The sequence below is a fragment of the Streptomyces sp. NPDC002476 genome (genome assembly GCF_042889785.1).
In the GTDB taxonomy this organism is placed as follows: Bacteria; Actinomycetota; Actinomycetes; order Streptomycetales; family Streptomycetaceae; genus Streptomyces.
Genome location: NZ_JBIARH010000038.1, coordinates 37,488 through 61,635, shown reverse-complemented (window position 1 = coordinate 61,635; position 24,148 = coordinate 37,488). Strand labels below are relative to the sequence as shown.

Here is a 24,148-nt window from a genome sequence, read left to right as displayed (position 1 = left end):
CCGGGGCGTACCGCTGTGACCTGCGCCGCGGCCCGCGGACGCATCCGGGCGGTCCCGTCCGCGGGCCGTGCCCGGCGCCGCCGCACCCTCGGGCCCCGCCGTCGAACCGCCGCGAGGTCCCGTCGTCGAAGCGCCGTCGCTCGGCCGGAAGCCGGACCGTGCCGCGTCCGGGGCGGACGGCTCACGGACGCGGCTCGGCCGCCGCCGTCTCCGGAGCCTCGGCGCCGCCGGCCCGAACCGTCCCGCGGTCGCCCGCCCGCAGCACCCCGGCACCCACCACCAGACCGAACGTCAGCACCGTGACCAGGCCGAACGACACGACCAGAGAGGTCGCCTCGGCCAGAGAGCCGATCGCGGACGGCGCGATCAGCCCCGAGGTGTACGTGACGGTGGCCACGCCCGCGATCGCCTGGCTCGGGTTCGGGCCACTGCGCCCGGCCGCCGCGAACGCCAGCGGGACCACGACCGCGACCCCGAGACCCAGCAGCCCGAAGCCGCACATGGCCGCCACCGCACTCGGCGACGTGACCACGAGCACCCCGCCGACCGTGGCGAGGGCGCCGCTCACCCGGACGGTCCGGACCGCCCCGAAACGGTCGACGACCTTGTCGCCGGCGATCCGTGCCACCGCCATGGTGAGCGCGAACGCCGTGGTGGACGCGGCGGCGAGCCCGGCGGAGGTGTCCATGACGTCCCGCAGGTACACCGCCGACCAGTCCAGGGCGGCCCCCTCCGCGAACACCGCGCAGAACCCCACCGCCCCGATGATCAGAGCGGACTTCGGCGGCAGCGTGAAGCGCGGCGGGGGCTCCTCGTCCGGCGCGTTGCGCAGGTCCAGCACCCCCTGGCAGGCGAACAGCCCGAGCACGGTGAGGACGAGCGCGGCGACGGCGTGGTGCAGCCGGGCGTCGGTGCCCAGGTGCGCGGCCACGGTGCCCGCCGCCGAACCGGTCAGGGCCCCCACGCTCCACAGTCCGTGCAGCCCGGACATGATCGACTTGCCCAGACGGTTCTCCACCTCGACCCCGAGGGCGTTCATCGCCACGTCCGACATGCCGGCCGAGGCCCCGTACACCAGCAGCGCCGCGCACAGCGTCAGCAGGCCGGGGGCCAGCGACGGCAGGATCAGGGCCAGCGTCCACAGGGCCAGCAGTCCGCGCAGCGCGGCCCTGGCGCCGAACCGATGGCTGATCGCGCTCGCCAGCGGCATGGCGAGCGAGGCGCCGATCGCGGGAAAGGCGAGGGCGAGACCGAGCTGTCCGGCGCTGACGCCGGCATGCTCCTGGATCCACGGGACCCGGGTGGCGAAACTGCCGGTCACCGCGCCGTGCACGGCGAAGACGGCGGCGATGGCGATCCTGGCCCGCTTCACCCGTTCCGTACCGGGGGCCGTCCCCGTCGGACCTGCCGCCCCCGAGGACCCGGCCGTCCCGGTGGAACCGGCCGTCCCTGTGGAATCCGTCGTCATCGGATCTCCTTCGTGGATACCCCCGGCTCCAGCCGGCGGGAGGAAATGAAACCCCCGCGGAGCGGGGCAGGGAGCGGGAGTTCGCCCCCCAGGTCGAAAGTCCGTGCTCTGACGCGCGAACAGATCGGTTCCGAGGCCACTTGTGTCCTGACGCCTTTGACGCGCCCGCTCCACGGCGGGCGGCGAGGCCGCCTTGGGGCGCTGACCCGTTGGTTCGGTCTTCAGTTGTTGCTCTGTCAGTTTGTGGGGGTGCTGTGAATCGCGTGAAGCGGGCGTTCAAGTACCGCTTCTTTCCGGCCGATGCGCAGGCGGCGGAGCTGTCGCGCACGTTCGGATGCGTGCGCAAGGTCTGCAACATGGCGCTCACGGCCCGCACGGAGGCTTGGGTGCGGCAGGAGCGGGTCAACTGCGACGCCACCTCGGCGATGCTGACGGCGTGGAAGAAGACCGAGGAACTGGCGTTCCTCAACCATGCCTCCTCCGTGCCGCTCCAGCAGTGCCTTCGGCACTTGCGGACGGCGTTCACCAACTTCTTCCGCAAGCGGGCGAAGTACCCGCGCTTCAAGTCGAAGAAGAAGCCCCGCAGGTCCGCCGAGTGCGAGGACCCCGGCGTCCAGCCGCTCCCCGCAGGCGGCGACGCCGTGGGCATCGATGTCGGCCTGGACCACCTGCTGACCCTCTCCACCGGGGAGAAGATCGCCAATCCCCGCATCACCACTTTCCGCACGGCGTGGGCGCCGCCGTCGTGCTGGACGGGAAGCTCCGGCACGGGGCCTCCGGCGGCGCGGGCGAGATCGGCTTCCTGCCGGTGCCCGGCGCGGTCGGCGTCCCGTCGGCCGTCAGCTGCGACGGCGGCTTCCACTCGCTGGTGGGTTCCGCCCGGTCGCCTCGGCGCTCGATAGGTCTGGACCTTTGGGTTCTCGGGGGTGTGTGACGGCTCGGTCGCCCGTGGCGGCGGGGCCCGGCCCTGCACGGTCCTGTGAGCCACTCCACAGCGCTCACCCGCATGGCCGATATCCCGGCGTGGCACACTGACCCTGTACCAGTAGCAGCGCACTCCGGGGTCGGTGCAATTCCGAACCGGCGGTTACAGTCCGCGACCCGTCCGCAGCCAGCGGCCGGTTGACCAGGTGAAATTCCTGGACCGACGGTTAAAGTCCGGATGGGAGGCAGTGCGCGGCGGGCCGTATCACGGGTACGCCGCCGTCGGCGGACGGTCCTCGGGCAACCGAGCCGTCCGTGTTCTCGGCATTCGGCGTCCCGCTTTCGCGTTCCCGCTTCTTCTGTCGTCGTCGACAGACCCCGGAGTCCGTGCCCGAAGAGGCAGGAGGACCCGGTGGACACCGCAGCCGACACCACCGCCATGCGCCGCGCGATCTCGCTCGCGGCCCGCGGTCTCGGCTCCACCAGCCCCAACCCCGTCGTCGGCTGCGTCGTCCTCGACGCGGAGGGCCGCCCCGCCGGCGAGGGATACCACCGGCGTGCCGGCGGACCACATGCCGAGGTCCACGCCCTGCGCGCCGCGGGCGACCGGGCCCGGGGCGGCACCGCCTACGTCACCCTCGAACCCTGCAACCACACCGGCCGCACCGGCCCCTGCGCCCGGGCGCTCGTCGAGGCCGGGATCGGCCGCGTCGTCTACGCGGTCGCCGACCCGACCCCACAGGCCACCGGCGGCGCCGACACCCTGCGCGCGGCCGGGGTCGCGGTCGGGCGGGGACTGCTCGCGGACGAGGCCGAGGCGGGCAACGCGGCCTGGCTGACCTCGATGCGCCTCGGCCGCCCGTACGTCCTGTGGAAGTACGCGGCGACCCTCGACGGCCGGATCGCCGCCGCCGACGGCACCAGCCGGTGGATCACCTCGCCCGGGTCCCGCGCCGACGTCCACCGGTTGCGCGCCGAGGCCGACGCGGTCGTGGTCGGCTCCGGAACCGCCCGCACCGACGACCCCCATCTCGCGGTGCGGGGCGTCGAGGGCGCCGTACAGCCCCTGCGGGTGGTCGTGGACACCGGCGCCACCGCCGTGCGCCCCGGCGCCCGCGTCCTCGACGACGCCGCGCCCACCCTCGTCGCCGTCGCCGAGGACGCCGACGCCCGCCACCTCCCCGAGGAGGCCGTGCTGCGGCTGCCGCGTGCCGCCACCGGCCCCGGCCTCGCCGTTCCCGCCCTGCTCGACGCCCTGCACGCGCGCGGCGTCCGCTCCGTGCTCCTCGAAGGCGGCCCGACCCTGGCCGGGGCCTTCGTCGCCGCGGGAGCCGTCGACAAGGTCGTCGGCTATCTCGCCCCCGTTCTCCTCGGCGCCGGCCCCGCGGCCCTCGCCGACGCCGGAATCCCCACCATCTCAGAGGCGTTGCGCCTCGATGTGACCGAGGCCGTCCGCATCGGTCCCGATCTGCGCGTCACCGCCGTCCCCCGAGCCGCCCGGAAGGAAGACTGAATGTTCACCGGAATCGTCGAAGAACTGGGTGAGGTCACCGCCGTCGAGAAGCTCGGCGACGCCTCCCGCTTCCGACTGCGCGGTCCGCTGGTCACCGAGGGCGCCAAGCACGGCGACTCCATCGCCGTCAACGGCGTCTGCCTCACCGTCGTCGACCTCGGCGACGGCGAGTTCACCGCCGACGTGATGGCCGAGACCCTGAACCGGTCCGCTCTCGGCGCCCTGGAGGCGGGCTCCCGGGTCAACCTGGAACGCCCCATGGCGGTCGGCGGCAGGCTCGGCGGCCACATCGTCCAGGGCCATGTCGACGGCACCGGTCGCATCGTCGAGCGGAAGGCGTCCGAGCACTGGGACATCGTGAAGATCTCCCTTCCCGCCCACCTGACGCGCTACGTGGTGGAGAAGGGATCGATCACCGTCGACGGCGTCAGCCTGACCGTCGTGGACGCCGGATCCGACTACTTCACCATCAGCCTCATCCCCACCACCCTCGCCCTGACCACGCTCGGCATCAAGGAGCCGGGCGACCCGGTCAACCTGGAGGTGGACGTCATCGCGAAGTACGTCGAGCGGCTGCTCGCCGCCACCGCGTCCGAGCCCGAGGAGCCGGTGAAGTGACCGCGCTGAACTGGCTGAACTCGGAGGCGTTCACCGCCTTCGGCCAGCACATCATCTGGTCCGACCTGATCGGCAACACGGTCGGACTGCTCGCGCTGGCCCTGGGCTGGCTCCGGTCCGTCTGGACCTGGCCCGCCCAGCTCCTGTCCGGTGTCGTGCTGGTGGCCGCCAACGTCTCCGTGCACCAGGCCGGCAGCGTCGGCAAACAGGTCGTCGTCATCGCCGTGGCGGTCTGGGGCTGGCAGCAGTGGAACCGCGGCAGGCGGCGGGCGCAGGACGGCTCGATCGCCGTCCGGTTCGCCACCTGGCGCGAGCGCGGTCTGCTGCTGGGCGGGGCGGCACTCGGCACGCTCGTGGTCGGCGGCCTGTTCACCGCCTTCCCTTCGCTGTCCTGGAGTCCGTGGGCGGACGCGTACATCTTCGCCGGCACGCTCGTGGCGATGTTCGCCCAGGCCCGGGGCATGGTCGAATTCTGGTTCGCCTGGCTCCTGGTCGACCTGGTCGGTGTCCCGCTGAACTTCCACAGCGGCCTCGCCTTCTCCGGCCTCATCTACGTCGTGTACGGCGCCCTGGTCCTGTGGGGCATGCGCGACTGGTGGCTGCGTTCCCGTACCCCCGCCCTGGAAGGAGCGACGGCATGACCGCCCAGCCCGCCTGGCTGCACCGGGAGGACGAGAGCGCGACCGAGGATCTCGCGCTCGACCCCGTCGAGCAGGCCATCCGCGACATCGCCGCCGGACGCCCCGTCGTGGTCGTCGACGACGAGGACCGCGAGAACGAGGGCGACCTCGTCGTCGCCGCCGAGAAGGCCACCCCCGAGATCGTCGCTTTCATGATGAGCGAGTGCCGCGGCCTGATCTGCGCCCCCATGGAACACGCCGAGCTGGAACGGCTCGCCCTGCCGCAGATGGTCGACCACAACACCGAGTCGATGCGCACCGCGTTCACCGTCTCCGTCGACGCCTCGGCCGCCCACGGCGTGACCACCGGCATCTGTGCCGCCGACCGGGCCACCACGCTGCGCATGCTCGCCTCCGGCGAGGCGGGCCCCGGCGACTTCGTGCGGCCCGGCCACGTCTTCCCGCTCCGCGCCCGCTCCGGCGGCGTCCTGGTCCGCAACGGCCACACCGAGGCCGCCGTCGACCTCGCCCGGCTCGCCGGACTGCGCCCCGCCGGGGCCATCGTCGAGATCGCCGCCGAGGACGGCACGATGCTGCGCCTGCCGCAGCTGGTCCCGTTCGCCCGCAAGCACGGCCTGACGATCATCTCCATCGAGGACCTGATCGCCTATCGCCGCACCTCGGAGCCGACCGTGCGCCGCGAGGCCGAGGTACGGCTGCCGACCGGCTTCGGCCCGTTCACCGCGTACGGCTACCGCTCCACGGCCGACGGCGTCGAGCACGTCGCCCTCGTCCACGGCGACCTGGGGGACGGCGACGACGTCCTCGTCCGCGTCCACTCCGAGTGCCTGACCGGCGACATCTTCCAGTCGCAGCGCTGCGACTGCGGACCCCAGCTGCACGCCTCCATGCGCCGCATCACCGAGGAGGGCCGCGGCGTCGTCGTCTACCTGCGCGGCCACGAGGGCCGGGGCATCGGCCTGCTGTCCAAGCTGCGCGCCTACGAACTCCAGGAACGCGGCATCGACACCCTCGACGCCAACCTGGAACTCGGCCTGCCCGCCGACGCCCGCGACTACGCCGCCGGAGCCCAGATCCTCAAGGACCTCGGCGTCCGCAGCCTGCGGCTGATGACCAACAACCCCGACAAGACGGCCGCGATCCTGCGGCACGGCCTGACCGTCACCGGCCGAGAGCCGATGCCCGTCAAGGCCGGTGAGCACAACCTGCGCTATCTGCGCACCAAGCGCGACCGCATGGGGCACGACCTGCCCTGGCTCGACGCCGCCACGGCGTCGACCTGCGCCAACCAGTGACCGCAACGAACAGCACCACCGCAACGACCAGCACACCGAACGACCGGCAGGAGAGAACATGAGCGGCAAGGGCGCACCCGAACTGACCGTACGCAACTGCGGTGACCTGCGCGTGGCGGTCGTCGCCGCGCAGTGGCACGAGAAGGTCATGGACGGACTCGTCGACGGTGCCCTGCGCGCCCTGCACGAGCTGGGCATCGACGAACCGACCCTGCTCCGGGTCCCCGGCAGCTTCGAGCTCCCCGTGGTCGCCAAGGTCCTCGCCGGGCGCGGCTACGACGCGGTCGTCGCCCTGGGCGTGATCATCCGCGGCGGGACCCCCCACTTCGAGTACGTGTCCCAGGGCGTCACCCACGGCCTCACCCAGGTGGCCGTCGACACCGGCGTCCCGGTCGGCTTCGGCGTGCTCACCTGCGACACCGAGGAACAGGCGCTCGACCGGGCCGGACTGGAGGGATCCAACGAGGACAAGGGGCACGAAGCGGTCACCGCGGCCGTCGCCACCGCCACCACACTGCGCACCGTCAGCGAGCCCTGGCGCTGATCGAGGGGGTCGGACCCCGTAGGCTAAGGACCATCATGGCGAACAAAACCTTTGAAGAGCTCTTCGCCGAGCTCCAGCTCAAGGCCGCCAACGGCGACCCCTCCACCTCCCGCACCGCCGAGCTGGTGGACAAGGGCGTCCATGCCATCGGCAAGAAGGTCGTCGAGGAGGCCGCCGAGGTCTGGATGGCCGCCGAGCACGAGAGCAAGGACGCCGCCGCCGAGGAGATCTCCCAGCTCCTGTACCACGTGCAGGTGATGATGGTCGCCCGCGGGATCTCCCTCGACGACGTCTACGCCCACCTCTGAGCACGAGCGGGGCACCGCCCCGCACCCCCGCATCCCGCACATCCGCATACTCCGGACAAGACCCCTCCTCGCAAAGGAAACCAGACCTCATGCTGCGCATCGCCGTCCCCAACAAGGGATCACTCTCCGGGCCTGCGATGGCGATGCTCCATGAGGCCGGCTACCAGCAGCGCAAGGAGTCCAAGGAACTCGTCCTCGTCGACCCCGAGAACCAGGTCGAGTTCTTCTACCTGCGGCCCCGCGACATCGCGATCTATGTCAGCTCCGGCCGTCTCGACATCGGTATCACCGGCCGCGACCTGCTGCTGGACTCGGGCGCCGACGCCGAGGAGATCCTCCAGCTCGGCTTCGCCCGCTCCACCTTCCGCTACGCCACCAAGCCCGGCATCGCCGAGGGCCCGCAGGACTTCGACGGCAAGACGGTCGCCACCTCCTACGAGGGCATCGTCGCCAAGCACCTCGCCGACATCGGCGTCAACGCCTCCGTCGTCCACCTCGACGGCGCGGTCGAGACCGCCATCGAGCTCGGAGTCGCCCAGGTCGTCGCCGACGTCGTGGAGACCGGCACCAGCCTGCGCAACGCCGGACTCGAAGTGATCGGCGAGCCGATCATGACGTCGGAGGCCGTCGTCATCCGCCGCACCGGAGCCCCGGCCGACGACCCCAAGGTCCAGCAGTTCCTCCGCCGCCTCCAGGGCGTCCTGGTCGCCCGCAGCTACGTGATGATGGACTACGACTGCCGCGTCGAGCACCTGGAGCGCGCGGTCGCCCTCACCCCGGGCCTGGAGTCGCCGACCATCTCCCCGCTCCACCACGAGGGCTGGGTCGCCGTCCGCTCCATGGTCGCCGCCCGCGAGGCCCAGCGGATCATGGACGACCTGTACGCCCTCGGCGCCCGTGCCATCCTCACCACCGCCATCCACGCCTGCCGCCTCTGACGGCCGGGCCACCACCCGGAGACGCAGAACGCCATGTCCGCCCCCGTGTCCGAACTCCCCGCACTCCCGGTCACCTTCCGGCCGACCCGCACCCGGGTGGTCCTGCTGACCGTGGGGGCGGCGATGTTCGTCGTCATCACCGTCGTCGCCCTGACCCTCGAACAGATGAGCCCGGGGGAGCGTTCCAGCTTCGTCTTCACTGCGCTGCTGTTCTTCGGCGTGCTCGCGCTCCTCAGCCGCCCGAAGGTCGTCGCGGACGCGAGCGGTGTGACCGTGGTCAACCTCACCCGGACGCGCCGGCTGTCCTGGCCGGAGATCCTCCGCGTCAACCTCCGCCCCGGCGACCCCTGGGTCTTCCTGGACCTGAGCGACGGGACCAGCATGCCCGCGCTCGGCATCCAGCCGGGGATCGGCCGGCAGCAGGCCATCCGGGACGCCCGCGCGCTCCGCGCCCTCGCCGAGCGGCACGGCACCGGTACCGGTACGGACAACGGCTGATCCCTCCCGGCAGGGGCCGTTCCCGACGACGACCCGGGGGCCGATCGGGAGCGGGGCTCGCGATCGGCCCCCGGGTCGTTACTCTGGAGAGGCGGCGCCCCGGTGCGCCCCGCCCCGCACGAACGGTCCCCGAGACCGGCGGGGCTTTTCCTGCGACCCGAGGAGTGACTCCTTCCAGCAATGGACGGATCGTCCGGTAGTACCTGCGCCGCCCCCTCCCAGGAGGCGGCGGCATGACCATCCCCCTGCTGCTTCTGAGCGCGGCATTCCTGCTCATCCTCGCCAACGGCTTCTTCGTGGCGGCCGAATTCGGGCTCGTCACGGTGGAGCGGCCGGACGCCGAGCGCGCCGCGGCCGAGGGCGACCGACGGGCCCGCTCCGTCGTCCGGGCCCTGCGCGAACTCTCCTTCCAGCTCTCCGGCACCCAGCTCGGCATCACCATCACCTCACTGGTCGTGGGCATGCTTGCCGAACCGGCCCTGGCCCAGCTGCTGGACGGCCCCCTCACCGCGATGGGCCTGCCCGAGGGCGCCGTGTCCGGCATCGGTGTGGTGACCGGGATGCTGCTCGCCTCCGCCGTCCAGATGGTGATCGGCGAACTCGTGCCCAAGAACTGGGCGGTCTCCCGGCCGCTCCAGGTCGCCCGGTTCGTCGCCGGCCCCCAGCATCGCTTCTCCGCCGCGTTCCGGCCGGTGATCAGTCTGCTGAACACGGTCGCCAACCGGCTGGTACGCCTTCTGGGCGTCGAACCCACCGACGAGCTGGCCTCCGCCCGCACCCCCGGCGAACTGGTCTCCCTGGCCCGTCACTCCGCCGAGGCCGGCACCCTCGAACAGGACACCGCCGACCTGTTCGTACGGACCCTGTCGCTCGCCGGACTCACCGCGCAGCACGTCATGACCCCGCGGGTCAGGGTCAGCGCCCTCCAGACGTCGGCGACCGCCCAGGACGTCCTCAACCTGACCAGGGCCACCGGCCTGTCCCGCTTCCCGGTGTACCGGGAGCGCATCGACGAGGTCGTCGGCATGGTCCACCTCAAGGACGCCCTCGCCGTTCCCGCCCAGGAGCGGCTGCGCACCCCGGCCGGCCGGATCGCCGTCCCGCCGCTGCTGGTCCCCGTGACCCTGCCCGTCGAGCAGCTGCTCCAGCGGCTCCGCAAGGAGCAGCCGATAGCCGTCGTGGTCGACGAGTACGGCGGCACCGCCGGGGTCGTCACCCTGGAGGACATCATCGAGGAGCTCGTCGGCGAGGTCAGGGACGAGCACGATGCCGAGGGCGCCGACCGGCCCGAGCTGGCCCCCGCCGTGCCCGAGGACGGCCGCCCCGCCTGGGACGCCGAGGGCAGCTGCCGGGTCCTGACCCTGCGCCGGATAGGCCTCGACGTGCCCGACGGCCCCTACGAGACCGTCGCCGGACTCGTCGCCGACCTGCTGGGGCGCATCCCGGCCCCCGGCGACCGCGCCGAACTGCCCGGCTGGCGGATCTCTGTCCGCCAGGTCGGCCACTACCGTGCCGAGAAGGTCCGCTTCGTGCGCTTGGCGGATCCCGTCGGCCCCGACGGCGCCCCGGTGGACCGGCCGGTCCTGGAGGCCGCGCGATGAGCCTGGTCCCCCTGCTGTTCGCCGGTCTCCTCGTGCTGGCGAACGGCTTCTTCGTGGGCGCCGAGTTCGCCCTCGTCTCCGTACGGCGCAGCCAGATCGAACCCCTCGCCGCGGCCGGTTCGGGCCGCGCCCGTCAGGTGCTGTACGGCCTGGAGAATCTTCCGCAGATGATGGCCGCCGCCCAGTTCGGCATCACCGTCTGCTCCCTGACCCTCGGCGCCGTCGCCGAACCGACCGTCGCCCGTCTGCTGGAGCCGGTCTTCGAGGCGGTCCGGCTCCCCGAGGGACTCGTCCACCCGCTCGGCTACGTCCTGGCCCTCGCCTCCGTGGTCTTTCTCCACCTCGTCATCGGCGAGATGGTCCCGAAGAACCTCGCCATGGCGGCACCGGAGAAGACCGCGCTGTGGTTCAGCCCCGGTCTCGTGGGCTTCGCCCGCCTATGCCGCCCGGTCACCTCGGCGCTGGGCGCCTGCTCCCGGCTGGTGCTGCGGATCTTCGGCGTCGAACCGAAGGACGAGATCGAGGCGGTCTTCACCAGCGAACAGCTCAACCGGCTGGTCGAGGACTCCGGTCAGGCCGGTCTCCTGGAGCCCGAGGCACAGGAGCGGCTGGGGGACGCACTGGAGCTCGGCCGCAGGCCCGTCACCGATGTGCTGCTGAAGCGGGCGTCCCTGGTCATGGTGGACCCGTCCGTCACCCCGCGCCGGATCGAGGAGCTGACCGTGCGGACCGGCTTCTCGCGCTTCCCCGTGTGCGCGGAGGGCGGCGGCGCGTTCATGGGCTATCTGCACGTCAAGGACGTGCTGGACCTGGAGGACGTCGACCGGGCCGTCCCCCAGCACATCTGGCGCCCGATGGCGACCGTACGGGCCGAGCTGCCCCTCGACGACGCGCTGACCGTGATGCGGCGCGCCGCGACGCATCTGGCCCAGGTCGCCGACGCCTCCGGTCGGGTCCTCGGCCTCGTCGCCATGGAGGACGTGCTGGAGATGCTGGTCGGTGAGGTGCGCGACCCGGCCCACCGGATCTCGGTGCCGCGCCGGGCGGCGGAGACCACGACCGGTTACGGCGAACTCACCGCGTCGGTCCGCTGACCGGACCCGCCCGCGAACGCCGGAGGGGCCGGTCGTCCCGGCCTCTCCGGCCTCTCCGGTCCGCGGGGCCTCCGGTGCCCGGCTCGTCAGCCGGGCGTCCTCACGGCGTCGGCGGCTCCTGCGGCCCCCGCTCCACCGGCCCCCGGCCGGACAGCACCTCGCCGTACGCCTGCATCAGATCGGGCAGCCGCAGCGTCGCCAGATCGTCCCGGCCCGGCGCCGTCGGGTACGCGGAGAGCCGCAGATCGCGGTAGGCACAGCTCTTCTCGTACAGGGTGCGCAGGAACCGCCCGTTGCCCAGTTCGTCGATCCAGCCCTGACCCACCACGTGCGTGCTGATCGAGCGCAGCTCCTCCAGCGCCTCCTCGTCCCACACGTCGCCGTTCTCCGCGGCCAGTACCTCACCGATCGAGGTGAGCTCGGCGGGCCGGTAGCTGGGGAAGTCCACCCGGGTGGTGAAACGCGAGGAGAGCCCCGGATTGGCGGCCAGCAGACGGTCCATGCCCTCCGGATAGCCCGCGAGGATGACGACGAGATGGTCCCGGTTGTCCTCGGCCCGCTTCAGGAGGACCTGGAGGGCCTCGTCGCCGTAGGCGTCCCCCTTGCTGTAGCCGGTGTTCGAGAGGCTGTACGCCTCGTCGACGAAGAGCACCCCGCCCAGGGCCGAGTCGATCAGCTCGTTCGCCTTGACCGCGGTCTGCCCGAGGAACTCGCCGACCAGGTCCGCCCGTTGGGCCTCGACCAGATGGTCGCCGCCGAGCAGGCCGAGCGCGTAGAAGACCCGGCCCAGGATGCGGGCCACCGTGGTCTTGCCGGTGCCGGACGGGCCCGAGAAGACGAAATGGCGCTTCGGCGGCTGCACCGGCAGCCCCTGGCCCGCCCGCAGCCGCGCCATGTTCAGCTGCGCGGACAACGCATTCACCTGGCGTTTGACGGGGTCCAGGCCGACCATCCGCTCCAGCTGGGCCAGCGCCTCGGCGAGCAGCACCGGGTCGCTGGGACCGGCCGGGAAGGGGAACGACGCCGATCCGGACACCGGGGCCCGGTGCCGCGCCCCGCCGGACGGCGGGGGCACCCCGAGACCGCCGAGCCCGGGGACGTCGTCGCCCGGCCACGGCTCCCGGGCGTCCACCAGGCCGCTGCCGGGTACCGCGTCCGGGTCCGGCTGGGGGTCGGCCGCGGTGTCCGTGCCCGGCCCGGCCAGGGACACCGCGGTGATGCCGGCCGCCTCGTCCGGGCCGTCGAGACCGTCGTAGTCCGCGATGGCGGCGAGCCGGGCCGAGGTGTCCATGAACGCCGGGTCGATCCGGTGCACCGCCCGGTACAGCGGCAGGGCGGCGGCGCTGCGGCCCGTTCCCTCGTGCGCCCGGGCCAGCCAGTAGCGCAGCTCCTTGCGCTGCGGCTGCTCGCTGCGGCAGCGCATCAGCGCGGTGGCGAGCAGCGGCTCGGCCTGTCCGTACATCTCCAGCCGCACCCGCGCCATCCCGCCGAACAGCCCCGCCTCGATGCCGAGCACCGGGTCGTCGATCAGCTGTTCGGTGTGGCGCACGAGCTGGTCCCAGTCCTTGACCAGGTAGGCGCGGCAGGCGTGAAGGAAGCGCACCTGCGGATCCGTGTCCACCGGCGGCAGGTCGGCCAGGGCGCGGTCCAGTTCGGCGACGTGCCGTCCGTCCAGCCAGTGCGAGGCGTGCGCGAGGAGCAGGTCGCGCGGGCTCTCCAGCACCGGCTGCACCCACCAGCCCAGCCAGTACCACGAATTGAGGGTGCGCCGATGGCGGGTGCGCTGCTCGCCGAAGCGTTCACGGTGCCGGTACATGCGCAGCAGCGCCGTCGTGGTGTCGACCCTCAGCGCGTGGAGCCCCAGCCAGCCGTCCGCCATGCCGGGGTCGCTGCGCACCGCCGCTCTGAACTCCTCCTCGGCCTGGGGATAGGCGCCCATCGTGTAGGCGTCCACGCCGCGCAGCCAGGCCAGGTCGGCGGGGGTCTGTGCGCCCTGTGTGCCGATGTCCATCTGGTCCCCCACAAACCGTGCCCCCAGGATGTCCCGCAGCGCGACCCGCCCGCCGAGGCGCGCCGAACCACTGTGCCGCGAGCGGGAATTGACCGCACCGAGAGGCATCGTACCTGCGCGGGGAGTACTCGAATAAGAGGTCGCGCGCATAGGTGGGGCGGCGCCGCGTGCCGAAGGGAGGCCGTGACCGAGGGTGAACGGAGTGCGCGGGGCCGTGGGGGAGAGGGTGCGCGTGAGCAGAACGAAGCCCCCGATCACGGGGGAACAACCGGGGGCTTCGTGTCTGTGAGGGCTTCGAAAAGCCGCACATTGAGAACGTAAGACCTGTACCGCCCTCCGGTCAAGCCGAGTTGGGGCCATCCGGGCCGATTTCTCAGCAGTTGATACGGGGGTGCCCTGCTCACCGTCCGTGACTCAGTGGCTCGCCCCCCGCCGCCGGGCGAGGGCCCTCCGCCCACGCGTAGCCCACCGGCAACTGCCGTATCAGCGTGTCCGCGTGGGGGCGCGAGGGATCGGCCGAGAAGTGCCCCTCCTCGGCGGCCGTCCACCCGTCCCAGAAGGCGGACAGTGCGGGCCCGTCCCGGCGCCGGCCCCGCGCCCAGGACTCCGCGGCGGGCAGGTCCATCCACAGCAGCCGTGCCAGGTGCGGGCGCAGCGCGCGGCGCCCCGCGCCGACGCCCTCGATGAGGACCACCGGCGCGGGGTCCAGGGCGCGCGGCGCCCCGAACGTCCGGGCGGTCCAGTCGTACGGCGCGTAATGGGCGCGCTCCCCGCGCGACAGCGGCTCGATCACCTGCTCCCGCAGCCTGTCCGTCCAGGTGAACAAGGACGTGTGGGTGGCCAGGTCGTCGAGGCGCAGCACCGGGGCGTCACCGAGTGCTGCGGCCAGACGGGTCGCGAAGGTGCTCTTCCCCGATCCCGCGTGACCGTCCACGGCGACCAGTCGTACCGGTCCGCAGGACGGTGCCAGGGCGCGCAGCCGCGCGGCGGGGGCCGAGAGGTCGTTCATGGGTTCCAGCCTACGAGCCGGTCCGGGGCGTTCGCCGGGCGAGCCCCGGCCCGCCGCAGGTCATGTCAGTGGTCCAGACCAATATTGGTGGCTCGGCGGGGTGTCGCAAGCCTGCCGGATCCGGCCGCGAACCGCGATAGTTGGCGCACTGTCGCACACCCGCAACCGCATTCCGCCCACGAGTTCACGACCGGGGGTCTCGCCCATGAACAGACCGACCTCGCGCAGGACCGTGCTGACCGCCGCAATCGCGGTGGCCGCCGCCGGTACGGTGCCTTCCGCCGCCTCCGCGCACGCCGCCACCGCTTCGTCCACCGCTGCCTCGGCCCCCTCGGCGGCCGCTTCTTCCGTGGACAACCACTCCTGGCACACGTACACCGACTGGCGCGGCGGCTTCCGCGCCGGTACCCGAGCCGTCGCGGGACGCCGCTCCGGTCTGGTGATCGGCCGCCCCGAGGGGCGCACCGACTACACCGACCCGCACAGCGGGCGGACCTCCGCCTGGGAGTACGCGACCTGGACCTCGCCGCTCCACCGGTCGGCCGTCCCGGCGACCGAGGTGATCGCCTCCTGGAACGCGCACACCCCCGAGGGCACCTGGATCCAGATCGAGCTCCAGGGCCGCTACTCGGACGGCACCTGGACCCCGTGGTACGTGATGGGCCGGTGGGCCTCCGGCGACGGCGACATCCGCAGGACCTCCGTCGACGACCAGGGCGACGGCAGAAGTTCCGTCTGGACCGACACCTTCTCGGTGGACGACCCGGCGAGCGGGCTGCGGCTGGCCGCCCACCGCATGCGGCTGACCCTCCACCGCGCCCCGGGCACTCGCCGCACGCCCACCGTGTGGCGGCTCGGCACCATGGCGTCCGACGTCCCGGACCGCTTCACCGTGCCCGCCAGCGTTCCCGGTCTCGTCGGGGAACTGCCGGTGCCGCGCTACTCGCAGAACATCCACGCGGGGCAGTACCCGGAGTACGACAACGGCGGCGAGGCGTGGTGCAGCCCCACGTCCTCGCAGATGATCATCGAGTACTGGGGCCGCCGTCCCACCGCCGAGGATCTCGCCTGGGTCGAGCCCGGTCTGGCCGACCCACAGGTCTGCCACGCCGCCCGGTTCACGTACGACTACCAATACGAGGGCTGCGGCAACTGGCCGTTCAACGCCGCCTACGCCGCGACCTACGACGACATGGGCGCCGCGGTGACCAGGCTCGGTTCGCTCACGGACGTGGAGACCCTGATCCGGGTGGGCATCCCGGTCATCACGTCGCAGTCCTTCCTCAGGGAGGAACTGACCGGCGCCGGATACGGGACGTCCGGCCATCTGATGACCGTGATCGGGTTCACCGCGGACGGCGACGTGATCGCCAACGACCCGGCCTCTCCGGACAATGAGGCGGTCCGCCGGGTCTACCGGCGCCGCGAATGGGAGAACATCTGGCTGCGCACCAAGCGCTACGACGCGAACGGCAAGGTCAGGAGCGGTACGGGCGGGGTCTGCTACCTGTACTGGCCTGCTAAGCCAGCACCGAGTCAGCACCGCGCACTGCGCTCGCTCGGCCTGCTGTGAGCATGTACGGTCCCACGGCCGTCTCCACGACCTGACGGCACCGCTCCTGGCCGTCCTGCGTGAGGTGGCCGTACCGGTCCACCGTGACCTTGATCGAACGATGTCCGGGCCGACGAGGCACCTCGCGGATGGGCAGACCGCTCGTCGGGGTCACGGTGGTCCACTTGTGCCGCATGTGGTGCGGATCGTATTCAGGCGGACCGGGCCGCCGGATGGCGCGATCCCACGACTCGCACGGGAGACCGGGAGAGGCCCGAGGGAAACGGCGCTACGACGTACCCCAGCACCTCGCACCAAAAACGAGCGACGCGCTCAGGTTCCGCGCAGTCGAAGGTGCCCGCGTTCACCCACTGGCCTCGGTGGTTCACCTGGTTGATCGTGAAGCTGTCGTACTTGGTCGTACGGTCGTTGGCGTTCACGAGCACGTGGTACGTGGTGGGGTGCCCGCCCACGTACAGGACGTTGCCGCTGTTCGGGACGTACACGGAGATCTGGCAGGTACGGGCCTTGGTGCCGGGATTCCACCACCACTTGACGCGGTTCTGCATGTCGGTGCTCGTGTCGCCGGACATAGGGACGGAGTCGTAGCTCCCGTTGCATCCGTCGCCCGTCCAGCCGCCGGAGGACCGGGCGTACCAGCCGTTGCTGCCGTCGGTGTAGAAGTTGTCCCGCTGGTGCCGCGCAGCTCCTGGTCCCAGGTGTCGGCGACCCCGTCGACCGACCGGTCGGCGGGGTACGCCTTCTCGTGGTCGGCGTACGAGTCGCCGATCGCGCACTTGTCTGCGGTGACGTTGCCGAAGGCGTAGTTGATGGGGGTGAGTTTGTCGGCCGAGCCCGAGGTCTCGATGTTCTTGACGTGGTAATTGCGCTGGCAGACACCCCAGTTGGTGAAGTAGCCGACCACCTTGTCGCTCGTCGGCGGGGGCGGTGCCGGTCACGCCCAGGAGGGCGGCGCCGAGGGCCGTGGTGCAGGCGGCCGCGGTGAAGGCCCGTACGCGGGCCGGGCGCGGTGCTGTCCGGACATCTTGTCTCCTCGTGGGGGAGGGAACGTGGTGGGGGAGTCCGGCCCTTCCATGAACTTGGCATGGACGCGGAAATGCCGGCCCGACTGAAACCGTAGAGGGACTAGACCGGTTGGGTTAATGGTTCGGACCAATTTCCCTGATCATTCCGGCTGCCGCCGAGTCGCCCGCCGACCCCGTGACGGATATCGTCCGATCGGGCATACTCAAGCCGCCACAGCCGCTGGCCAGCAGCTCTCGTAATCCGGGGGCCGGCATCGGTTGGGTGGCAGTGCTCTTCCGGGCGCTGTCCGAAAGCCCCCGGCGGTGCCGCCCACACCCCGCGCGCGACCGCCGCCACGCCCGACAGGGAGGAGAGCGCATCATGTCCGACCGTGCCCCGTTCTCGGTGGAACGCCGTCTGCCGACCGAGGAGGCCGGGCAACTGCTCGCCCTCGTCCGTGACATCGCCCAGCGGGAGATCGCGCCGCGGGCGGCCGAGGAGGAGGAAGCGGGCCGGTTCCCGCGCGAGGTCTTCACCCTCCTCTCCGAGTCCGGACTGCTCGGACTGCCCTACGACTCCGGCCACGGCGGCGGCGACCAGCCCTACGAGGTCTACCTCCAGGTCCTGGAGGAGCTCGCGGCGGCCCGGCTCACCGTCGGCCTCGGCGTCAGCGTCCACTCCCTCGCCTGCCACGCGCTCGCCGGATACGGCACCGAGGAGCAGCAAGACGCGCACCTCCCGGCGATGCTGGGCGGGGGCCTGCTGGGGGCCTACTGCCTCTCCGAGCCCGCCTCCGGATCCGACGCCGCCTCGCTGCGCACCAAGGCCGTGCGGGACGGCGACGACTGGGTCGTCACCGGCACCAAGGCGTGGATCACCCACGGCGGGATCGCGGACTTCTACACGGTCCTGGCGCGCACCGGCGGCGAGGGGGCCCGCGGCATCACCGCCTTCCTGGTGCCCGGCGACGCCGAGGGGCTGAACGCCGCCGCGCCGGAGAAGAAGATGGGCATGAAGGGCTCGCCCACCGCCCAGCTGAACTTCGACGGCGTACGGATCCCCGACGCGCGCCGCATCGGCGACGAGGGCCAGGGCTTCGCGATCGCCCTGTCCGCGCTGGACTCCGGACGCCTGGGCATCGCCGCCTGCGCGATCGGTGTCGCACAGGCGGCCCTGACCGAGGCCGTCTCCTACGCCACCGGGCGCCGGCAGTTCGGCCGCCCCATCGCGGACTTCCAGGGCCTGCGCTTCATGCTCGCCGACATGGCCACCCGCATCGAGGCGGGCCGGGCGCTGTATCTGGAGGCGGCCCGGCTGCGCGACGAGGGCAAGCCGTTCTCGCGCCAGGCGGCGATGGCCAAGCTGTTCTGCACGGACGCGGCGATGCAGGTCACCACCGACGCGGTCCAGGTCCTCGGCGGCTACGGCTACACCGCCGACTTCCCCGTGGAGCGGCTGATGCGCGAGGCCAAGGTGCTCCAGATCGTCGAGGGCACCAACCAGATCCAGCGGATGGTCATCGCCCGCCATCTCGCGGGTCCCGAGACCCGCTGAGCCGAGGCGGGCGCTGCGGCCACACGGGCGTCGTCATGATCCGGTTCCACTCCTGGTCCCGATGGCCCGGCAGGGTCCGCCCGTGCCGCTCCCAATGACGTAGCAGGGCCCGGAAGATGGGCGGATCGGCCGAGTGCGGCGGCGTCCGGGACGCCGGCCGCGCACCGGGCTGCGGAACCGATTCCTCGGAGGCGGGGACGGTGAGACGGCGACGACCGGTACCGGCCGTTGTGTGCGGCGGGGTCATGCCCGGCCAACGGCGAGGGGCGGGACCGAGTCACCGTCCCAGCGATTCGAGAGCCCGTTCGCCCCTTCCCCGGGCGGTTTCTCCAGGGGCCGTTCCCCGGGGCGGCGGTTCCTCGGGCGGGGCGCCGCCGGACCGCGGCGTCGTGCGGTTCCCGGCCTCGGGCCGGACGCGCACCCACCGGGCGGACGGGCCCGGACGGTCACCGGGCCGTACCGCGGGGCGCGGGGGCCGGCTCAGGCGGCCTCGCGCCGCATCCGCGGCGCCCGCATCGGGCGCGAGCCGGGACCGCCGGCGTGGGAGAAGGGCTGCATCCTCCAGTCGAGCCCCTGAGGGAGCGTCAACAGCAGTCCGCCGTCCTGCTCCTGGGGATCGGGCGACTCGTCCGCGGGCCGCGTCCGGGAGACCGCGCGGCCCGTTCCGGAGCAGACCTGCAGGACGAACGGGTTCCACGGAGTCGGGCACAGCGCGTGCTCCGGCAGCACGTCCTCGTCCGCCAGCAGCGCGATCGGCTGCGCGCAGTCCGGGCAGATCACCCGGTACATCTCGAACATGTCGTACGGATCGGCGACCGCGTCGTCGTCCGGATCGACGGAATCCGGTTCGAAGCGTTCGGTGAGCTTCAAGCTCTGCATGGGAATTTCCCCCTCGGGTGGGCCCGGTCCGGCGCCGTGGCCTGGACCACAGCAAGCACTTCCCGTCGTGCGTCGGCCGTAACCGCGAGGTGGCGCGCTACCCAGCCGTAATCCTGTGGCGTTCGTCACATGCCGGGCGCAGATGTCACTCCGGGGCCCTCGTCGCTGTTCCTGGAGGCGCCCGGGCAATAGGTTGACCGCATGGAGGAGCTGGACCGACAGATCGTTGAGCTGCTCGTCAAGGACGGGCGGATGAGCTACACCGACCTGGGCAAGGCCACGGGCCTGTCCACATCGGCCGTTCATCAGCGCGTCCGCAGACTGGAGCAGCGCGGAGTGATCCGGGGCTACGCCGCGGTCGTCGACCCGGAGGCGGTGGGTCTGCCGCTCACCGCGTTCATCTCGGTGAAACCCTTCGACCCGAGCGCGCCGGACGACATCGCCGAGCGGCTCGCCGACGTCCCCGAACTGGAGGCGTGCCACAGCGTCGCGGGCGACGAGAACTACATCCTCAAGGTGCGGGTCGCGGCGCCCCTGGAGCTGGAGCACCTGCTCACCCGGATCCGTTCGCTGGCCGGCGTCTCCACCCGTACCACCGTCGTCCTGTCCACGCCGTACGAGGCCCGGCCCCCGAAGATCTGAGAACCTGTCGGGTGATCTTCGACCGGAAGGCGGATGCGGCAGGGTGCGTGCGGTTCCGAGGCGGCGGGATGTCCTCGTGGGGGAGCCGCACGGGCGTTTCGTCGACGCCGGAAGCGTGCGTGCCCGGGGCGTGGCCGCCCGGCCGGAGGTCGCCCGACAGACTCCGAGGGGGTCGCGGACAGGACGGCCGCGGACAGGCGCGAGACTGGTCCCATGACCGAGAGCACCGCCCACCAGAGCGAACACCGCACCGTGCTGCTGCGCGGTGGAGACGTCCACAGCCCCGCCGACCCCTTCGCCACCGCCATGGTCGTCGAACGCGGCCATGTCGCCTGGGTGGGTTCGGAAGGGGCCGCGGACGCCTTCGCGAGTGGCGTCGACGAGGTGATCGACCTCGACGGCGCCCTGGTCACCCCCGCGTTCACCGACGCCCATGTGCACACCACCGCGACCGGTCTGGCGCTCACGGGGCTCGACCTCTCCGCCGCCCGGACCCTCGACGAGGCACTCGGTCTGCTGCGCGCGTACGCGGCCGCGCATCCCGCAGACCGGGTCGTCCTCGGCCATGGCTGGGACGCCACGCGCTGGCCGGAGCAGCGCCCCCCGTCGCGCGCCGAACTCGACGCCGCCGCGGGCGGACGGGCGGTCTACCTGCCCCGCGTCGACGTGCACTCCGCGGTCGTCACGACCGCCCTGCTGGACCTGGTCCCCGGCGTCACCGGGCTGACCGGCTACCACCCCGACGCCCCGCTCACCGACGCCGCCCACCACGCGGTGCGCGCCGCGGCCCACGGGGCAGTCTCCCCGCGCCAGCGCGCCGACGCCCAGCGGGCCGCCCTGCACCGCGCCGCCTCCCTGGGCATCGGCAGCATCCACGAGTGCGGCGGCCCCGACATCTCCGACGAGGAGGACTTCACCGGACTGCTGAGGCTCGCGGCCGAGGAGAGCGGCCCGCGGGTCTTCGGCTACTGGGCCGAGGAGGTCGCCGACGAGAAGGACGCCCGCCGCGTCAGGGAACTCGGCGCGGTCGGCGCGGCGGGGGACCTGTTCGCCGACGGCTCGCTCGGCTCGCACACCGCCTGCCTGCACGAGCCGTACGCCGACGGCCCGTCCGGGCACACGGGCACCGCCCATCTCGACGCGGCTCGGATCGCCGCCCACGTCACGGCCTGCACCGAGGCCGGACTCCAGGCCGGTTTCCACGCCATCGGCGACGCGGCGGTCTCCGCCGTGGTGGAGGGCGTCCGGGCCGCCTCCGAGAAGCTCGGCCTCGCCCGGATCCGGGCCGCCCGGCACCGGGTCGAGCACGCCGAGATGCTCACCCCCGAGACCGTCGCCGCCTTCGCGGAACTCGGCCTGACCGCCTCGGTGCAGCCCGCCTTCGACGCCGTCTGGGGCGGGGAGGACGGCATGTACGCGCGGCGGCTGGGTGCCGAGCGGGCCAGGACCCTCAACCCGTACGCGGCGCTCCTGCGGGCCGGTGTGCCACTGGCGTTCGGCTCGGACAGCCCGGTGACCCCGCTGGACCCCTGGGGGACCGTACGGGCCGCCGCCTTCCACCGCACTCCCGAGCACCGGATCTCCGTGCGCGCGGGCTTCACCGCCCACACCCGGGGCGGCTGGAGGGCCGTCGGCCGCGACGACGCGGGCACGCTCGTGCCCGGCGCCCCGGCCGACTACGCGGTCTGGCGCACCGGCGGCCTCGTGGTCCAGGCGCCGGACGACCGGGTCGCCCGCTGGTCGACCGATCCCAGGTCGGGCACCCCCGGACTGCCGGATCTCACCCCGGGCGCCGAACTCCCGGTCTGCCTGCGGACGGTTGTCTTCGGACAAACGGTCTACGTACGACCGAACGAGTGACGCACGGACATTTCGCACCGTCGATCGAGGGTTCCGATGTTCCGCCACGACCTGCGGATCTCCGCCACTGACCAGGCAGGTTCCATGAATGTCGCAGGTCAGATGGGTATTGACAGAACGCGCCCACCGGCCGGTAGGTTCTGCCGGGTCCACCACAGGACGCCCGACCGGTCGAACCTCCACGCAGTCGTCGAACGCCGCTGGGTCACGGGGTGGTGTGCCGTACCGGCGCGCCACCACTGACAGCCAGGTTCAGCGCCCGCGCCTCGGTGGCGAGGGAAGGCATCGCCGGACGGGGGTGCGACCCGGGTGGGGCCCGGACGTTCAGTAGACAACGGCTCTCGGTCGACCCGCAGCCAGCGGGTCCCAGGCCGGCCCGAAGGGCGCCGGGCCCCCATCCGTAGTCTCCTCGCGCGGTCGCGCCCGTCTCCTGGTCCCGTCCGTGCTTTTCTGTCCGCACTTCCCCGCTTCTGTCCTCCGCGGGTGCCCGACCGTGTCGGCGTACGGCCCCCGGACGCTGGATAAGGTGTGCATCTGCGTACGGACTGAAGGGGCAGTAAGTGAACGACGGCGGTCAGAGGCGATACGGCCCGCTCGGCAGAACCTTGGTGATCATTCCGACCTACAACGAGGCCGGGAACATCGAGCCGATCGTCAGCCGGGTGCGCGCCGCCGTGCCGGAGGCCGACATCCTGGTCGCCGACGACAACAGCCCCGACGGCACCGGTAAGGTCGCCGACGAGATCGCCGCCGAGGACGAGCAGGTCCGGGTGCTGCACCGCGAGGGCAAGGAAGGACTGGGCGCCGCCTATCTCGCGGGCTTCCGCTGGGGCATGGAGCGCGGCTACGGCGTGCTCGTGGAGATGGACGCCGACGGTTCCCACCAGCCCGAGGAACTGCCCCGGCTGCTCACCGCGCTCAAGGGCGCCGATCTGGTGCTCGGCTCCCGCTGGGTGCCGGGCGGCCGAGTGGTCAACTGGCCGAAGTCCCGCGAGATGATCTCGCGCGGAGGCAGCACCTACTCCCGGATCCTCCTCGGTCTGCGGACCAGGGACGTCACGGGCGGCTACCGGGCCTTCCGCGCCGAGACCCTGAAGGGCATCGGCCTGGACCGGGTCGCCTCCCAGGGCTACTGCTTCCAGGTCGACCTGGCCCGTCGCGCCGTCGAGGCCGGCTACCACGTCGTCGAGGTCCCGATCACGTTCGTGGACCGGGAGATCGGCGACTCGAAGATGAGTCGCGACATCCTTGTCGAGGCGCTGTGGCGGGTCACCTCCTGGGGTGTCGCCACCCGCACGAACCGGGCCCTCGGCCGCAAGGCCGTCTGAGCCGGGGCGGGGCGGCCGGATCAGGCCGCCCCGCCCCGGCGACCGGCCGCGACTCACCCCCCTACGCCGTTCGGATGCGCGTACGGGCACACTGGGGACCATGACGACCGGTACAGGCACACCGCCCCCGACCGCACCGAGGCGTTCACGCGCCCGCACCTTCGTCCCGCTCGCCGTCGCCGCCTGGGCGGTGCTGGAGATCTGGCTGCTCACCGTCGTGGCCGACGCGGCCGGCGGGTTCACCGTGCTGCTGCTCCTGGTGGCGGGGCTCGTCCTCGGGGCGGCGGTGGTGAAGCGGGCCGGCCGCCGGGCCTTCCGCAATCTCACCGAGACCCTCCAGCGGATGCCGGGGCAGCCCGGCGCCGACACCACCGGGCGGACGGCCCCCGCGGGCGGTGGGGGCAACGGCTTCCTGATGCTCGGCGGATTGCTGCTGATGGTCCCGGGGCCGGTCTCCGACGTGGCGGGGCTCCTGCTGCTGGTGCCGCGGGTCCGCTCGATGCTCGGGCGATACGCCGAGCGCTCGCTGGAACGCCGGATGCGCGCCGCATCCCCCGGCAGCATCTCCGACGCCTTTCAGCAGGCCCGGATTCACCGGCCGGACGGAAAGATCGTGCAGGGTGAGGTCGTCCGCCACGACGACGCGCCGCGGCCGGGCTCCCGCACCGACGACGGCCCCCGGCCGCCGCTGACCCCCTGATCCCGCACGGGTCGGCGCCGGTTCCTTTGGCCCGGCCCGTTCACGGACGGCCCCTGTCGCGGCCGTTCCCGTGCCCGGACGCGACAGAGCCGCGGGCCGTGGTGCACACACCGGGTGTGCCACGGCCCGCGGCTCTGTCGTACTG

At 72.4% G+C, this 24,148-nt stretch carries 20 protein-coding genes, 4 pseudogenes and 1 riboswitch; of the genes and pseudogenes, 18 read left to right on the top strand and 6 right to left on the bottom strand.

Going from position 1 to position 24,148, the window contains the following annotated elements:
• Positions 1-181: 181 nt before the first annotated feature.
• A complete protein-coding gene (locus tag ACFYXM_RS30345) occupies positions 182-1,468 on the bottom strand; it encodes an MFS transporter (RefSeq protein ID WP_389294153.1) in 1,287 nt (428 codons plus the stop codon).
• 254 nt (positions 1,469-1,722) lie between these two features.
• On the opposite strand from ACFYXM_RS30345, the pseudogene ACFYXM_RS30340 reads away from it, so the two are divergent.
• The 12 genes and pseudogenes from ACFYXM_RS30340 to ACFYXM_RS30285 all read left to right on the top strand — a co-directional run.
• Positions 1,723-1,848: pseudogene (locus ACFYXM_RS30340) on the top strand (helix-turn-helix domain-containing protein); the annotation flags it as partial.
• Positions 1,849-2,192: 344 nt separating this feature from the next.
• Positions 2,193-2,348 (top strand): annotated as a pseudogene (locus ACFYXM_RS30335) (ROK family protein); the annotation flags it as partial.
• A 169-nt stretch (positions 2,349-2,517) separates the two neighbouring features.
• A riboswitch (FMN riboswitch) is annotated at positions 2,518-2,648 on the top strand.
• 156 nt (positions 2,649-2,804) lie between these two features.
• Positions 2,805-3,905, top strand: a complete 1,101-nt coding sequence (ribD, locus tag ACFYXM_RS30330; protein WP_389294151.1) for a bifunctional diaminohydroxyphosphoribosylaminopyrimidine deaminase/5-amino-6-(5-phosphoribosylamino)uracil reductase RibD — start codon at positions 2,805-2,807, stop codon at positions 3,903-3,905.
• Positions 3,906-4,523: a riboflavin synthase gene (locus ACFYXM_RS30325; protein ID WP_389294150.1), complete on the top strand. Its 618-nt coding sequence runs from the start codon at positions 3,906-3,908 to the stop codon at positions 4,521-4,523.
• On the top strand, positions 4,520-5,164 hold the full coding sequence (locus ACFYXM_RS30320) for a nicotinamide riboside transporter PnuC (RefSeq protein ID WP_389294148.1): 645 nt from the start codon (positions 4,520-4,522) through the stop codon (positions 5,162-5,164). Before ACFYXM_RS30325 ends, ACFYXM_RS30320 begins: the two co-directional genes overlap by 4 nt.
• On the top strand, positions 5,161-6,459 hold the full coding sequence (locus ACFYXM_RS30315) for a bifunctional 3,4-dihydroxy-2-butanone-4-phosphate synthase/GTP cyclohydrolase II (protein WP_389294146.1): 1,299 nt from the start codon (positions 5,161-5,163) through the stop codon (positions 6,457-6,459). The genes ACFYXM_RS30320 and ACFYXM_RS30315 overlap by 4 nt, the downstream gene beginning before the upstream one ends.
• Before the next feature lie 58 nt (positions 6,460-6,517).
• Positions 6,518-7,003 carry a 6,7-dimethyl-8-ribityllumazine synthase gene (ribH, locus tag ACFYXM_RS30310; protein WP_073790303.1) on the top strand — a complete coding sequence of 162 codons (486 nt, stop codon included), beginning with the start codon at positions 6,518-6,520 and terminating at the stop codon, positions 7,001-7,003.
• A 35-nt stretch (positions 7,004-7,038) separates the two neighbouring features.
• Entirely contained in the window at positions 7,039-7,311 is a 273-nt protein-coding gene (locus tag ACFYXM_RS30305) for a phosphoribosyl-ATP diphosphatase (protein ID WP_018524273.1), read from the top strand.
• A gap of 89 nt (positions 7,312-7,400) precedes the next feature.
• The gene (gene hisG / locus ACFYXM_RS30300; protein WP_389294144.1) at positions 7,401-8,249 is read left to right on the top strand and encodes an ATP phosphoribosyltransferase; all 849 of its coding nucleotides are present in this window, start codon (positions 7,401-7,403) and stop codon (positions 8,247-8,249) included.
• Between the two features lie 33 nt (positions 8,250-8,282).
• Positions 8,283-8,747, top strand: coding sequence for a PH domain-containing protein (locus tag ACFYXM_RS30295; RefSeq protein WP_389294142.1), 465 nt, complete (start codon positions 8,283-8,285; stop codon positions 8,745-8,747).
• A 233-nt stretch (positions 8,748-8,980) separates the two neighbouring features.
• Positions 8,981-10,348, top strand: coding sequence for a hemolysin family protein (locus tag ACFYXM_RS30290; protein ID WP_389294140.1), 1,368 nt, complete (start codon positions 8,981-8,983; stop codon positions 10,346-10,348).
• Positions 10,345-11,442 carry a hemolysin family protein gene (locus ACFYXM_RS30285; protein WP_389294138.1) on the top strand — a complete coding sequence of 366 codons (1,098 nt, stop codon included), beginning with the start codon at positions 10,345-10,347 and terminating at the stop codon, positions 11,440-11,442. The genes ACFYXM_RS30290 and ACFYXM_RS30285 overlap by 4 nt, the downstream gene beginning before the upstream one ends.
• 100 nt (positions 11,443-11,542) lie before the next feature.
• On the opposite strand, the gene ACFYXM_RS30280 is transcribed toward ACFYXM_RS30285, so the two are convergent.
• Together ACFYXM_RS30280 and ACFYXM_RS30275 are read right to left on the bottom strand one after the other, a co-directional pair.
• Positions 11,543-13,453: an AAA family ATPase gene (locus ACFYXM_RS30280; protein ID WP_389294136.1), complete on the bottom strand. Its 1,911-nt coding sequence runs from the start codon at positions 13,451-13,453 to the stop codon at positions 11,543-11,545.
• 400 nt (positions 13,454-13,853) lie between these two features.
• A complete protein-coding gene (locus ACFYXM_RS30275; protein WP_389294134.1) occupies positions 13,854-14,462 on the bottom strand; it encodes a uridine kinase in 609 nt (202 codons plus the stop codon).
• 205 nt (positions 14,463-14,667) lie between these two features.
• Here ACFYXM_RS30275 and ACFYXM_RS30270 point away from each other — a divergent pair, with 205 nt between their 5' ends.
• Positions 14,668-16,035 carry a peptidase C39 family protein gene (locus ACFYXM_RS30270; RefSeq protein ID WP_389294132.1) on the top strand — a complete coding sequence of 456 codons (1,368 nt, stop codon included), beginning with the start codon at positions 14,668-14,670 and terminating at the stop codon, positions 16,033-16,035.
• 245 nt (positions 16,036-16,280) lie between these two features.
• Here ACFYXM_RS30270 and ACFYXM_RS30265 read toward each other — a convergent pair.
• Together ACFYXM_RS30265 and ACFYXM_RS30260 are read right to left on the bottom strand one after the other, a co-directional pair.
• Positions 16,281-16,382: pseudogene (locus ACFYXM_RS30265) on the bottom strand (VOC family protein); the annotation flags it as partial.
• 329 nt (positions 16,383-16,711) lie between these two features.
• Positions 16,712-17,059 (bottom strand): annotated as a pseudogene (locus ACFYXM_RS30260) (chitinase); the annotation flags it as partial.
• 362 nt (positions 17,060-17,421) lie between these two features.
• Between ACFYXM_RS30260 and ACFYXM_RS30255 the strand changes: the two are divergent.
• On the top strand, positions 17,422-18,594 hold the full coding sequence (locus tag ACFYXM_RS30255; protein WP_389294131.1) for an acyl-CoA dehydrogenase family protein: 1,173 nt from the start codon (positions 17,422-17,424) through the stop codon (positions 18,592-18,594).
• 480 nt (positions 18,595-19,074) lie between these two features.
• Here ACFYXM_RS30255 and ACFYXM_RS30250 read toward each other — a convergent pair whose 3' ends face one another.
• A complete protein-coding gene (locus ACFYXM_RS30250) occupies positions 19,075-19,473 on the bottom strand; it encodes a hypothetical protein (RefSeq protein WP_389294129.1) in 399 nt (132 codons plus the stop codon).
• A 201-nt stretch (positions 19,474-19,674) separates the two neighbouring features.
• On the opposite strand from ACFYXM_RS30250, the gene ACFYXM_RS30245 reads away from it, so the two are divergent.
• From ACFYXM_RS30245 to fxsA, 4 genes are all read left to right on the top strand, one after another.
• A complete protein-coding gene (locus ACFYXM_RS30245) occupies positions 19,675-20,115 on the top strand; it encodes an Lrp/AsnC family transcriptional regulator (RefSeq protein WP_073790285.1) in 441 nt (146 codons plus the stop codon).
• Positions 20,116-20,328: 213 nt separating this feature from the next.
• On the top strand, positions 20,329-21,975 hold the full coding sequence (locus ACFYXM_RS30240; protein ID WP_389294127.1) for an amidohydrolase: 1,647 nt from the start codon (positions 20,329-20,331) through the stop codon (positions 21,973-21,975).
• 560 nt (positions 21,976-22,535) lie between these two features.
• Positions 22,536-23,303: a polyprenol monophosphomannose synthase gene (locus ACFYXM_RS30235; RefSeq protein ID WP_389294125.1), complete on the top strand. Its 768-nt coding sequence runs from the start codon at positions 22,536-22,538 to the stop codon at positions 23,301-23,303.
• A 100-nt stretch (positions 23,304-23,403) separates the two neighbouring features.
• Positions 23,404-24,003, top strand: a complete 600-nt coding sequence (gene fxsA / locus ACFYXM_RS30230) for an FxsA family membrane protein (protein ID WP_389294123.1) — start codon at positions 23,404-23,406, stop codon at positions 24,001-24,003.
• The last annotated feature ends 145 nt before the right edge of the window (positions 24,004-24,148 follow it).

Bases quoted from the DNA above. Each gene is read 5' to 3' on its own strand.
- ACFYXM_RS30345 (WP_389294153.1), bottom strand. From the start codon at position 1,468: ATGACGACGGATTCCACAGGGACGGCCGGTTCCACCGGGACGGCCGGG.
- ACFYXM_RS30325 (WP_389294150.1), top strand. From the start codon at position 3,906: ATGTTCACCGGAATCGTCGAAGAACTGGGTGAGGTCACCGCCGTCGAG.
- ACFYXM_RS30315 (WP_389294146.1), top strand. From the start codon at position 5,161: ATGACCGCCCAGCCCGCCTGGCTGCACCGGGAGGACGAGAGCGCGACC.
- ribH (WP_073790303.1), top strand. From the start codon at position 6,518: ATGAGCGGCAAGGGCGCACCCGAACTGACCGTACGCAACTGCGGTGAC.
- ACFYXM_RS30305 (WP_018524273.1), top strand. From the start codon at position 7,039: ATGGCGAACAAAACCTTTGAAGAGCTCTTCGCCGAGCTCCAGCTCAAG.
- hisG (WP_389294144.1), top strand. From the start codon at position 7,401: ATGCTGCGCATCGCCGTCCCCAACAAGGGATCACTCTCCGGGCCTGCG.
- ACFYXM_RS30295 (WP_389294142.1), top strand. From the start codon at position 8,283: ATGTCCGCCCCCGTGTCCGAACTCCCCGCACTCCCGGTCACCTTCCGG.
- ACFYXM_RS30290 (WP_389294140.1), top strand. From the start codon at position 8,981: ATGACCATCCCCCTGCTGCTTCTGAGCGCGGCATTCCTGCTCATCCTC.
- ACFYXM_RS30285 (WP_389294138.1), top strand. From the start codon at position 10,345: ATGAGCCTGGTCCCCCTGCTGTTCGCCGGTCTCCTCGTGCTGGCGAAC.
- ACFYXM_RS30280 (WP_389294136.1), bottom strand. From the start codon at position 13,453: ATGGACATCGGCACACAGGGCGCACAGACCCCCGCCGACCTGGCCTGG.
- ACFYXM_RS30275 (WP_389294134.1), bottom strand. From the start codon at position 14,462: ATGAACGACCTCTCGGCCCCCGCCGCGCGGCTGCGCGCCCTGGCACCG.
- ACFYXM_RS30270 (WP_389294132.1), top strand. From the start codon at position 14,668: ATGAACAGACCGACCTCGCGCAGGACCGTGCTGACCGCCGCAATCGCG.
- ACFYXM_RS30255 (WP_389294131.1), top strand. From the start codon at position 17,422: ATGTCCGACCGTGCCCCGTTCTCGGTGGAACGCCGTCTGCCGACCGAG.
- ACFYXM_RS30250 (WP_389294129.1), bottom strand. From the start codon at position 19,473: ATGCAGAGCTTGAAGCTCACCGAACGCTTCGAACCGGATTCCGTCGAT.
- ACFYXM_RS30245 (WP_073790285.1), top strand. From the start codon at position 19,675: ATGGAGGAGCTGGACCGACAGATCGTTGAGCTGCTCGTCAAGGACGGG.
- ACFYXM_RS30240 (WP_389294127.1), top strand. From the start codon at position 20,329: ATGACCGAGAGCACCGCCCACCAGAGCGAACACCGCACCGTGCTGCTG.
- fxsA (WP_389294123.1), top strand. From the start codon at position 23,404: ATGACGACCGGTACAGGCACACCGCCCCCGACCGCACCGAGGCGTTCA.